Genomic DNA, 11,548 nt, shown 5'->3' on the forward strand with positions numbered 1-11,548 from the left:
CGTTACGGCGCGGTTCCGCGGTACAGCGGTTCGAGCGCGCGGAACCGGCGGCCGTACTCGTCGGTGAGCTCACGCGCTTCAAGCGGATTGCGCACGACCTTCGGCGTCAGCAACACGATGACTTCATTGCGCTCGGTGCGCGAGGTCTGCCGGCCGAACAGGCCGCCAATCACGGGAATGCGCGACAGCCCTGGCAGCCCCGAGCTGCCACGTGTGACACCGTCGCTGATGAGGCCGGCCAGCATCACCGTGTTGCCGTCGGGCACCGCGGTTTCGGTTTTCACCTTCCGCGTGTCGATGCGAACGTTGCGCTCGCCCGGCTGCCGAGCGCCCGGGGAACTGACCTCCTGCACGATGTCGAGGAACACCATTCCCTCACGCGTAATGCGTGGGCGCACTTTGAGAATGATGCCGGTGTCGAGATATTGCACCTGGCTGTAGGCCACCCCTCCGGTGCCGGTTCCCGGATCAACGGTGACCGACTCGATCGGGATGCGGCTGCCGACATTGAGTGTGGCTTCGGCGTTGTTGCGCACGAACACTGACGGCGTCTGCAGCACCTGTAGATCGGTGACTTGGTCGAGCGCGGTGATCACGGCCGCGGCATCGCGGCCGAGGAACGTCCAGGCGAGCTGAGCAGGGCCAATCGTTCCATCGGCACTGGCCACGGCGCGCAGGCTGCCGCGCAGGTCGCCCCAAAAGTCCCGGCCCTCCGCGCTTGGCAGGCCTGCGCCGCCCTCGGCAATTGGGTCGCTGACTGCGTTCTCAAAGAACCAGTTCACGCCGTACTGCAGAGCACCGCTGAGCTGCACCTCGACGACCTGCGCCTCGATGTGCACCTGCAGCGGCATCGTGTCGAGCCGCTGGATCACGTCTCGGATCGATTTCCATGCCGATGGGCTGGCGCGGACGAGCAGCGTGTTCGTCTCGGCCACCGCCGACACGCCAACGCGGTCGCCGTCGACTTCGAGCGTCACGCTGCCGTTGCGGTTGTCGGCATTGCCGAGTTGCAGTGCACCGGTGTTGCCGCCGGTGCCCATCGGCGCTGCGCTGTCGCTGAAACCCTCGTTCGCGCCACCCCGGTCACCAAGGGTTGCGGTCGCGCCGCCCTCGCGGTCCTGCAGCTCGACGGCATCGAGCCCCGGCATCAGCGACGGGGGGCCGCCCGCGTCACCGCCGGCGTTGTACTGCCCGCCACCAAACACTTCCGACAGCTGATCTGCGAGGTCGCGCGCCTTGATGTACTTGAGCTCGTACGAGTAGAGCTGCTTCTGACCGCCCGCCGAATCGATGCGTTCGAGCCACTGCTGGATGTCGTCGAGGTAATCGGCCTGCGACGTGATCACCATGATCGCGTTCGCGCCCTCGAGCGGCATGAAACGGAACATGCCGGCGACCGGCGACTTGCTCTGCTCGCCGAACACGCGCTCCAGGTCCGCGACCACGCGCGTCGCGCGGCCTGAGGTCAGCGGGAACACGCCGACCGACATGCCCGACAGCCAGTCGACGTCGAAGATCTCGATCGTGCGCAGGTAGTTCTCGAGCTCGCTCTGGCTGCCGGCGACGCTGATGATGTTGCGGCCGTTGTCGACGTTGACGATCGCGTTCGGCCGCGCGTACGGCTCGAGGATCTTCTTCATCTCGGTCGCCGAGACGTACTTCAGCGGCACCGTGCGCACCTCGAAGCCGCGCGCACCGAGCGCCGGACCGGTGCGCGGCGCGGCGTTGCCGGCGAGCGCCTGGTCGGCGGGCACGATGCTGTAGCGGCCTTCACCGTAGATCAGCCGCGCGTTGTTCCAGGCGAGCACCATCTCGAGCAGGCGCAGGGCGTCACCCGAGCTCACCGGCTTTGGCGTTGCGAGCGTCACGGTGCCCTGCACGCTCGGCGCGATCACGTAGTTCTGGCCGAGCATGTCGCCCAGGATCGCCTTGACGACCGCGTGCAGCGATTCGCCCTCGAAGTTGAATGTGGCGGCGCCGGAGCTGCCGCCGCCCATCGGACGCGGGGCCGTCGCGGCCGCGCGGTTGATGACCTGTCCGGTGCCGCGGCGGATCTGGGCCTTCGGGCCTTCGTCTTCCTCCGGCAGCGGTGCGGCGGCGACCGCCGGCGCGAGCGCCGGGTTGATCGAGGCGGCCGGTGCGCCATCGGCTGCGACCTGCGCGTTCGCGCCGGTGTTGATGCCGGTGACACGGCTGCCGATGAGGTCGCCATCGCGGCGCATTTCGGGCACCGGCGCGGTCGTGCACGAGGCGAGCAGGCTGCCGATTGTGGCGGCCAGAACGGCATGGCGCAGGACGGTGCGGGGCGTGGGCAATGGCTTCATTCGGGCACTCATTGGGCCGGCGGTTGCGTCCGGGATTGCTGCTGGCGAAGTTGCTCGCGACGCGCCTGGATGCGCTGGCGGATCGCTTCCATTTGCGCCTGGTCGGTCTGCGGCGCGGCGTCGGGGGTCGGTGCGTCGCCGCGCGGCGTGGGTGCGGGCGGCGGGATGGGCACGGCGGGCGAGGTGCCGGGCGCGCGCGGCGCTTCGACGATCGGCCGCGGCGGCGGCACGCTGCCGTCGGACGGATTGCCCATGCCCGGCGCGTCCGCACGCGGAACAGGCCCGGCCGCCGCGGTCGGCGGTTGCCCGCCCTGACCGTCGAACACGCGCAGCTCAAGCGTGCGCGGACCTTCCGGGCCCTCGAACACGGCGCTGCGGGGACTCAACGAAGTCAGCCGCCACGCGGGGTGGCTTTCGGGCGCTTCGCCAGCACGCACGCGCACCGAGCGACTGCCGTCGGGCGGCTGCAGGATCGCGAGCTGCACCGTGGGCGTGATGAGCACGCTGGTCAGACGATAGTCGAACGCGCCCGCCTGGGCCTCGCCGTTGCCGCCCTGAAGCGAGAACGCCTTGGGCCGGCGGTCGGTGGAGAACAGCGGGCGCGACGCGATTTCGGTGTACTGGCCGGGCGGGCCAAGCCGCTCGGCGGCGGCCGGACGCAGCGGCGGCAGCGGGCGCAGCAGACCGGCGTCATCCTCAAGCAATTCGATGCGGCCGCCCATGCCGGCGAGCGCGAGCGCCCACGCAAGAACGGCCCAGCCGGCAAGCGTGCCGAGGAGCCAGGTGCGCGGCGGGGCGTCGTCAAAGCGCATCGTCGCCCTCCGCGGTGTCCGCCCGTGTGACCGCCACACCGGGCCGGAGGTAGCCGAACAGGTCGAAGCTCACGTCCAGCCCGCCCTCGCCGCTCGCTTCACCGCCCGCGCCGAAGAAATGGCGCTGCGCGAGCACGTTGAGGTTGTCGACGAACAGTCGCGGCGTGCCACTTTCGAGCGAGTGCAGGACGGTCGCGAGCTCCGGCGTGCCGCAGCGCAGGCGCACCTGCACGACGACCCGCGCATACCGCTCGCGCGAGGGTTCGTTGATCGGCGAGCGGTTCGTGATCGCGCAGCTGCGGTTGCCGGGGCTCGCCTGCGCGACTGCGGTTTCAAGGCGCTGTACAAGTCCGACCGTCGCAAGCTCGGCGCTCGCCTCCGGCAGGAAACCGGGACGCGTGGAAAGCTGCTGCTTCACCTGGGCGAGGCGTTGAGCAACAAGCGGCGCTTGCCGCAGTTGCATGCGCTGGCGCAGTTCGCGCTGCTGCAGTGATTCAATGCGCGACTGCACATCGAGCATCGGCGCGGTCCACCACGGGTGGATCAGCACCGCATACGCAAGCATGAGCGCCGCGAGCAGCAGGCCGAGCGCGAGCCAGCGGTCGCGGTCAGCGGGCGCCATCGGCGGCCTCCGGGCGAGCATTCGTGGGCTCGGGCGTGAGTTCGGCGGTCAATGTGAACCGGTCGCGGCCGCTGCCGGGATCGGGCATCAAGGCACCGGCGAGCGCGGGCGCGCGCCACAGCGGTGAGCCCTGCAGCCGGCTTATGAGCCCGGCAGCCTCGTTGCTGAGACCGATCAGCGTGAGGCGGTCGTTTTCGATCGCGACCTTCTCGAGGTAGGTGCCATCGGGCAGGCGTCGGCTGAGCTCGTCGAGGATCTCGACGTCGGTCGGGCGCGTGGCGCGCAGGCGCTCTAGGAAGGCCTGGCCTTCGAGCAGCCCCACGAGCTCGGCGCGGGCGGCGGCCGCGCGTCGCGCGGGTGCGGCGCCCTGTTCGATGCGGGCCTGCAGGCGGTCCGCGGCGTCGCGGCGATTGTCGAGCAACTGCCACAGCAGCGCCGCGGTCGCGAGCAGCGCGACGGCACCGAGCACGAGGTTGGCGCTGCGCCACGGGTCGACGGTCGCACGGCGCAGCGCCGGCGGCAGGAGGTTGACCCCGAGCGGCACGCCGTCGGCGCCGGCGACGTCCGCGCCCGCGAGCATGCCGGCGAGCGGGCCGAGCGCCGCGAGCTGAGGGTCGAGCGCGCTGCGCGGCACGACGACGAGTTCGGCCTCGATCTGGCCGTCGCTGTCGCGCCGGCCCACGATGCGCGCGTCGAACGCGACGGTGTCGGCGGTGAACGGCGTCTGGCGCTCGATTTCAAAGCCGACCACGTCGCGCAGCCGGTCCGCCGCGGCAGCGGGTAGGAACAGGCGCCGCCGCAGCCCGTTGGCGGCCGGCAGCAGCAACCAGCGCGGCAGTTTGGAGGCGCCGGGCGCGAGCAGGTTTGAAAGCGGGTCGATGTTCGGCGGCATCGTGCCGGCCGCGTCGCCGAAGCCCGGCAGGTGGCCGAGGTCGCGTAAGTCGCCGAGGCGCTGCAGGCGCAGCTGGACCCCGTCGCCCTCGCGCAGCAGCAGCAGGCGGCCGCGGTCCATGCCGAGCACCACGCGCATGCGCGGCGGCAGCCACGACAGCAGCGCGCGCGACCACCAGCCGAAGAAGCCGCCCGCGCCGGCGCCCAGCGCAGTGCCGCTGAGGCGGGCGCCGAGACGTCCGAACCGGTCTTTTAGCCGGCTGTCAGCGAAGCGGTTCATCGTCTTGCGACCATCCTCCTGAGACCCCTTCTTCCCACCGCAGCGGCGTGTAGGCAGCACCCGGGATGGTGCTACCCCCGATCCGCACGGTGGCGCGCAGTTCGGCGCGGCGACCGTCCGGGAGACGTGCGCGACTCCGAATACTATACGTTCCGCTCGGGCTTCCATTCAGCCAAGCCTCACCGCCCGGCCCGGGCGGCTGACCGCTGCTTGGATCCCACTGTCGACGCTGCGCGTCCACCCGCTCCCCGTCCAGCCCGAGCGCCGTGAGGACCTCGGCCGAAGCAAACGCGGGCTCCGGCCGCGAACGGCCGCTGTACACGGTCACATGCGGCGCGAGGCTCGCGTAGACCTCTGGCGTCATGCCGAGTACTTGTTCAAGCTCGGCGATGCTCTCGAACTCCGCGTCCTTCGCGCCGTATGGCAGACCGGCCGCTGCGTAGTCGGGGTCCTCGCCGCCGCCTGCGGGTTGCGTGAGCGGGTCGGGGTCGCGCCAGTCGACGATCGCAGCGGCGATGCGCCCGGCCTGCGCGGCTTCGACGCCGACTGCGCGGATCAGGCCCGTCAGCAGCGTCATGTCGGCCTGGTTGATATCGACCTTGCCGTTCTCGTCGATGATCGCGACCTCGACGTCGGCACCGTCGAATGCCCAGTCGTACGCGCGGCCGTCGGGCCGCCACTGGCGGCGCGGCTCGGTGATCGCGAGCCGCATCAGCGCGTACTCGAGCCCCGCGCGCGCCGCGGTGCCGGCCTCGATGCCGCCCACGAGCACACGCCCCTGCAGGTGTTCGACGCGCGCCACAAGCGCGAAGCCACCCACGAGCGCGGTCAGCAGCGCGACCAGCCAGAGCACGAGCAGCAGCGCGGCGCCGCGCATCCGCGTCACGGCGCCACCCCAAAACTGTCGGCGCCGGCCGCGAGCGGCAGGGACACCACGATCGGCGGCCAGTCGCGGCCGTCGAGGTCGCGCATCGTGATCTCGACGAGCAACGGCAATTGCTCTGGCGTGCGCCACTCGTCCTGCCAAGGCCCCAGCCGCCCGTCGGCGTTTATCGCGCGATAGCGAAAGCGTGCGGATTCGAGATCGTCGACGAGCACTTCAGGCGGCGGCACCTGCTCATCGACCACCTCGCCCGCCTGGACCATGCGCAGGTCCACGGTCACCCGGCGGCCTTCGCCGGCCTCCTCGATCGCGAACTCATGCAGGTATGGCCCGCCGCGTCCGAGGTAGTTCGGCAGGTCGGCGACGAAACGCATGCGGTCTGCTGTGCCGACGAAGCGCTGCGGCAGTGCGCTCGACTCCTCGGTGTCGAACGCGATTGCACGCGCCCCGGTCAGGCGCGTGCGCAGGAACCCTTCGACCGCCCGCAGCCGCTCGCTGTGCGCGGCCATCGCCTCGCCGCGCGTCACGCTACGCGTCGCGGCGACCAGCGTCGCGAATGCGAGCGCGAGGCCCGCCGCGAGCAGCACGGTCGCGAGCAGCACTTCGACGAGCGTAAAACCGCGTGCACGGCTCGCAGAACGCCCGCTACGTGCGCACCCCGATGCGGTGCGAATATCCGGCCGCGCGCACTTCACGGCAGCGTCGCCTCGATGCCAGCTGCCTGCATCCGCAGCGTGCGCAGCTGCAGCCGTTCGCGCGGGCCGCCGTCGCCCCACTGCAACGCGAGGCGGACGTCGAGCAGCTGCGGCGCCGCCGGGTCCACCGGGCCACCGGTCGCGGCCGGATCACGCCAGCGCTCGACGTCGAGCGTCCACCGATAACGGCCGTCTTCGATTTCGCCGCTACGCGTGCCGGTGCGCAGCGGCTCGCCGACGCCGACCTGGTCGATCAATGTGCGCGCATGCAATGCGGCACGCCCGCGGTCGGCCGCGCCGCGCACCTGCCGAAGCGAGCCCGACAGCGCCCCCAGCAACAAGGTGAGCGCGAGTGCGAGCAGCGCAAACGCGGCAATGACTTCGATCAGCGTGTAGCCGCGCTGCGCACGTGCGCCTACCGCCGTGGTCGGTCTGTGAGGCAGACGCCGAACGACCTCCATCGAAGAACGGCCGCTCACGGCCGGTCCTGCGCGCGCTGCAGCTTCACGCGCCCGGTCAGCCAGGCGACGTCGACGTTCCAGCCGGCGCCGTCGCGATGCAACTGCACGCGGCCTCCAGTGGAAGCGCCGTCGGGGAAAAACACGATCGCGCCCTCGCCGCGCGACGGCTGCACCTGGCGCGCGCCGAAGAACCGGATGCCGAGCGCCTCGGGAATCTCGCCGTTGCGGCCTGAAGGCGCAGTCCAGCGATGGGCGCCGGGATCGATCACGAAGCGCTGCGGCTCACCGGTCGCGATCGCATGGGTGCGCGTGAAGCGCAGCTGCGCCGCGATGTCCTTGGCCGATGAGCGCAGCTGCAGGCCGGCAAAGCCACCGCCGAGCGCCGCCGCGGCGAGCACGCTGGTCGCTGCAATGAGCGCCACGACGAGCAGCACCTCGAGCAGCGAAACGCCGCGGGCGGCGCTGCGCCCGCGAGAACCCGGCACGCGGCGGCGCGCGAATGACGGCGAGCGCACGCTGGCGATCTGCGACGCGAGCGGCGCCCGGCGCCCGTCGCGCCGGCGCGCGCCCGCACACGCGTCATGCGCTGCAGCGATCGCAGGCGGAGCGCTCATGCGCGTGCGGTCATTCGTAGGCGATGTCGGCGTCGTAGCTGTCGCCGCCCGCCTGGCCGTCCTTGCCGAGGATCACGAGGTCGAAATCGCGACCGTCGGCACCGGGCGCGCGGTACTGCACGTCATGGCCCCACGGGTCCTTCAGTTCGGCCGACTTCGCGTACGGGCCCAGCCAGCCGCTCGCATCGGCGGGCTGGCTGGCGAGCGCTTCGAGCGACGGCGGCAGGCGGCCGGTGTCGAGCCGGTACGACTCCACCTTGCCGGCAAGCGTCTGGATCTGCGACTTGGCGAGGTTCGCCTTTGCGCGGTCGGCTCCGCCGAGCACGCGGCTGCCGACGAACGTGAGCACCGCGCCGATCAGCACGATGACGATGATGATTTCGATCAGGCTCATGCCGCGCTGCAGCGCCGGCGACGGGGAACGGGTGCGGGATCGGAGATTGCGCATGGAGTAATCCGGATTGGGGGTGGCCGGGAATCGCGCTCGCACCGGGCGAGCGCGGGACGGACTGCATTGGATCATGCACGCGAGTGTGGGTTCCCCGCCATGACCGACGCATGTCCCGACAGAACGGGGCAGGCGCGTGGCGCAGGTCGTTATCGAAACGTTAGCGGGGTTGCGGGCGTGTCGACGCTCGAATCATGACGCGCGGCGCTCACTGTTTCAGGAGCGCCGACAACGACGATTCGACGAAGACGGCAGTCGCTTTGTGTGGCGCGGATCCACGTAGCGACAACGCCATGCATGCATTGCGCCTCCGATTCGGACATTCACACTGCGACCTGCGCGACCTGCGCGACCTGCGGACGATCGCGCACCGGACGCGCGGCGGTGCAGCGACTTTCTCCAGTCGACGCAGCGCCCCACGCGCGGACCGACCGCAACGGTGCCGACCTGCCTCAGCCGGACTAACGTCGGCGCATCGGGCACTCGCTGATGCGAAGCTCCTGAACCGCTGCGAACGCTCCGGCTCACCCGATCGCGTTGGTGAGGTCGTACAGCGGAGTGAGCACTGCGAGCACCACCACGCCGACCGCGGCCGCGAGCACGATCGTCACGATCGGCACGAGCGCGGCGAGCATGCGGTCGAGCGCGATCGCGGTCTCGTGCTCGAAGGTTTCAGCGGTTTTCACGAGCATCGTGTCGAGCGCGCCGGACTCTTCGCCGACCTGGATCATCTGCAGCGCAAGTCGCGGAAAGCGCTTGCCGCGCGCAAGCGCGTTGGACAGCGACACACCGTTTTTGACTTCTTCCGCCGCGGCGTCGACGTCGTCCGCGAGCACCCGGTTGCCGAGCACGTTGCGGCCGATGCCGAGCGCGGTGAGCAGCGGCACGCCGTTGCGCACGAGCGTGCCGAGCGTGCGTGCGAGGCGCGCGGTCTCGATGCGCGCAACAAGGCCGCCGGTGAAGCGTCGACGCAGCAACCAGGCGTCGAACGCGGCGCGGAATGCGGGGTCGCGCCGCTTACGGTCAAACCACCACAGCGCGAGGGCCGGCACGGCCACCAGCACGATCCACCAGTCGCGCACGAACAGACCCACGCCCAGCACGATCTGCGTGAACAGCGGCAATTCGGCATCCAGGCTTTCGTACATCTGCGCGAACTGCGGCACCACGTAACCGAGCAGGAACAGCAGGCTCAGGCCGACCATCACCAGCAGGATCGCGGGGTAGATCAGCGCGTTGACGACGCGGCCCTGCAGCGCGCGTGACCGTTCCAAGTACTCGGCCAAGCGCGAGAGCGTTTCCTGCAGGCTGCCACCCGCCTCGCCCGCGCGCACCATGTTGATGTACAGCCGCGAGAACGTGCCGTGCTGGCGCTCGAGCGCGGCCGACAGCGACGCGCCGCCGCGCACCGCATCGCGCACGTCGGCAACCGTGCGCTTGGCGGCCTCGTCCTCGGGCAGCTCGAGCAGGATTGTCAGCGCGCGGTCGAGCGGCTGGCCGGCACCGAGCAGGATCGCGAGCTGCTGCGTGAACTGCACGAGCCGCGCGCCGGCGAATGACTTCGGCTTGAACAGGCCCTTCCAGACGGACGCCGCGCTCGCCTCGCTCGCGAGCTTCGCTTCCACCGGCAGGTGGCCCTGCTCCTGCAGCCGCTGCACCACCTCGGTCGGCGCGGCCGCCTCCATCTGCCCGTCGAGCAGCTCGCCGCGCGCATTGAGAGCCTTGTAGTGATAGAGCGGCATGGCGAGTTACCCGCGCACCGTCGGATCGGACGCGCCGCGGCTCACGCGTCCTCCGTCACGCGCAGCACTTCCTCGATCGTCGTCATGCCGGCGAGCGCCTTGATGATGCCGTCCTCGTACATGGTGCGCATGCCGGCCGAACGCGCGAGCTGTTCGAGCTCGCCCATGCCCGCGTGGCGCATGACGCCGCGGCGGATCTCGTCGTTCATGACGAGGAACTCCATGATCGTCGTGCGCCCCAGGTAACCGGTCGGCGACAGCTCCGATGGCCGCGGGTGGAACAGGAAGATCTCGCCCTCGGGCTGGTATCGGCGCAGGTCGAACTTCTCGATTTCCTCAGGCGATGCCGGGTAGCGCTGGGCATGCAGTGGCTCGAGACGACGCACGAGGCGCTGGGCAAGGATGCCGTTGACCGTCGACGTGAGCAGGTAGTCCTCGACGCCCATGTCGAGCAGGCGCGTGATGCCGCCGGCGGCGTTGTTCGTGTGCAGCGTGGAGAGCACGAGGTGGCCAGTCAGCGCGGACTGGATCGCGATGCGCGCGGTTTCCAGATCGCGCATTTCGCCGATCATGATGATGTCCGGGTCCTGGCGCACGATCGAGCGCAGCGCATGCGCAAAATCCAGGCCGATCTGCGGTTTGGCCTGGATCTGGTTGATGCCCTCGATCTGGTATTCGACCGGATCCTCGACGGTGATGATCTTCACGTCGGAGGTGTTGAGCTTGCTCAGCGCGGTGTACAGCGTGGTCGTCTTGCCCGAGCCGGTCGGGCCGGTGACGAGCAGGATGCCGTGCGGCTGCTCGAGCACCTTCTGGAACTGCGGCAGGAAATTGTCGGTGAAGCCCAGGCGCTCGAAATCGAACACCACGGTTTCGCGGTCGAGCAGTCGCATCACCACCGACTCGCCGTGCGAGGTCGGCATCGTGCTCACGCGCAGGTCGAGCTCCTTGCCCTGCACGCGCAGCATGATGCGGCCGTCCTGCGGCAGGCGGCGCTCGGCGATGTTGAGCTTGGCCATGATCTTGATGCGGCTGATCACGGCGGCCGTGAGATTGGCCGGCGGGCTTTCGCCTTCCTGCAGCACGCCGTCGATGCGGTAGCGCACCTTGAGCCGGTTTTCGAACGGCTCGATGTGGATGTCCGACGCGCGGAACTCGACGGCGCGCTGGATGACGAGGTTTACGAGCCGGATCACCGGCGCTTCGGATGCGAGGTCGCGCAAGTGCTCGACATCGTCGAGATCACCGCCGCCCTCACCCTCGGCGGTCTCGACGATCGCGCCCATCGCGCTGCGGCCCTGGCCGTACCAGCGCTCGATGAGGTCGTCGATTTCCGACCGCAGCCCCACGTGCACGCGCACATCGCGCCCGGTCGCCAGACGCACCGCGTCGAGCGTGTAGGCGTCGTGCGGGTCGGCCGCGAGCACGTCGACGGTCTGCGCCGACTCCATGAGCGGGCAGACGTGAAACTGCTTCATGAACTTCTGCGTGAGCGCCACGCCGTCGGGCGGCAGCTCCGGTGCGTCCTTGACGCTCGTCAGCGGCAGCCCCAGCACCTCGGCGACGGTCTCGGCGTGGTCGCGCTCGGACACCAGGCCCAAGCGACCGAGCAGCGCGAGCAGGTCACCGCCGGTCTCGGCCTGCAGGCGCCGCGCCCGGACCAGATCGGTGTCCTTGAGGCGCCCTTTTGCGAGCAGCGCGTCGACGATGCGCTCGTCGGCCGCGGCCTCGGGCGGGAGCACGGCGGAATCGTTGGCAACTGCGTTCACGGCGACC

At 70.2% G+C, this 11,548-nt stretch carries 11 protein-coding genes; all 11 read right to left on the reverse strand.

Annotated features, from left to right (window positions below; all coding sequences use genetic code 11):
* Positions 1-2: 2 nt before the first annotated feature.
* Positions 3-2,336: a type II secretion system secretin GspD gene (gene gspD / locus IE075_RS12075; RefSeq protein ID WP_189456886.1), complete on the reverse strand. Its 2,334-nt coding sequence runs from the start codon at positions 2,334-2,336 to the stop codon at positions 3-5.
* Entirely contained in the window at positions 2,333-3,136 is an 804-nt protein-coding gene (locus tag IE075_RS12080; RefSeq protein ID WP_189456887.1) for a general secretion pathway protein GspN, read from the reverse strand. Before IE075_RS12080 ends, gspD begins: the two co-directional genes overlap by 4 nt.
* Positions 3,126-3,758, reverse strand: a complete 633-nt coding sequence (gspM, locus tag IE075_RS12085) for a type II secretion system protein GspM (RefSeq protein ID WP_189456888.1) — start codon at positions 3,756-3,758, stop codon at positions 3,126-3,128. Before gspM ends, IE075_RS12080 begins: the two co-directional genes overlap by 11 nt.
* Positions 3,745-4,929, reverse strand: a complete 1,185-nt coding sequence (locus tag IE075_RS12090; RefSeq protein ID WP_189456889.1) for a PilN domain-containing protein — start codon at positions 4,927-4,929, stop codon at positions 3,745-3,747. The genes gspM and IE075_RS12090 overlap by 14 nt, the downstream gene beginning before the upstream one ends.
* Positions 4,913-5,815 carry a type II secretion system minor pseudopilin gene (locus IE075_RS12095; protein ID WP_189456891.1) on the reverse strand — a complete coding sequence of 301 codons (903 nt, stop codon included), beginning with the start codon at positions 5,813-5,815 and terminating at the stop codon, positions 4,913-4,915. Before IE075_RS12095 ends, IE075_RS12090 begins: the two co-directional genes overlap by 17 nt.
* On the reverse strand, positions 5,812-6,507 hold the full coding sequence (locus IE075_RS12100) for a prepilin-type N-terminal cleavage/methylation domain-containing protein (protein WP_308427827.1): 696 nt from the start codon (positions 6,505-6,507) through the stop codon (positions 5,812-5,814). The genes IE075_RS12095 and IE075_RS12100 overlap by 4 nt, the downstream gene beginning before the upstream one ends.
* Positions 6,504-6,968 (reverse strand): type II secretion system protein XpsI, encoded by a 465-nt coding sequence (gene xpsI / locus IE075_RS12105; RefSeq protein WP_189457253.1) that lies wholly within the window; start codon positions 6,966-6,968, stop codon positions 6,504-6,506. The genes IE075_RS12100 and xpsI overlap by 4 nt, the downstream gene beginning before the upstream one ends.
* Before the next feature lie 14 nt (positions 6,969-6,982).
* Entirely contained in the window at positions 6,983-7,492 is a 510-nt protein-coding gene (gene xpsH / locus IE075_RS12110; protein WP_425489377.1) for a type II secretion system protein XpsH, read from the reverse strand.
* Positions 7,493-7,592: 100 nt separating this feature from the next.
* Positions 7,593-8,030, reverse strand: a complete 438-nt coding sequence (gene gspG / locus IE075_RS12115) for a type II secretion system major pseudopilin GspG (protein WP_189456894.1) — start codon at positions 8,028-8,030, stop codon at positions 7,593-7,595.
* Between the two features lie 524 nt (positions 8,031-8,554).
* Positions 8,555-9,772 carry a type II secretion system protein XpsF gene (xpsF, locus tag IE075_RS12120; protein WP_189456896.1) on the reverse strand — a complete coding sequence of 406 codons (1,218 nt, stop codon included), beginning with the start codon at positions 9,770-9,772 and terminating at the stop codon, positions 8,555-8,557.
* Positions 9,773-9,813: 41 nt separating this feature from the next.
* Positions 9,814-11,541 carry a type II secretion system ATPase GspE gene (gene gspE, locus IE075_RS12125; RefSeq protein ID WP_425489374.1) on the reverse strand — a complete coding sequence of 576 codons (1,728 nt, stop codon included), beginning with the start codon at positions 11,539-11,541 and terminating at the stop codon, positions 9,814-9,816.
* Between the last annotated feature and the right edge of the window lie 7 nt (positions 11,542-11,548).

The sequence above is a fragment of the Cognatilysobacter bugurensis genome, from assembly GCF_014652095.1.
GTDB classification, from domain to species: Bacteria; Pseudomonadota; Gammaproteobacteria; order Xanthomonadales; family Xanthomonadaceae; genus Cognatilysobacter; species Cognatilysobacter bugurensis.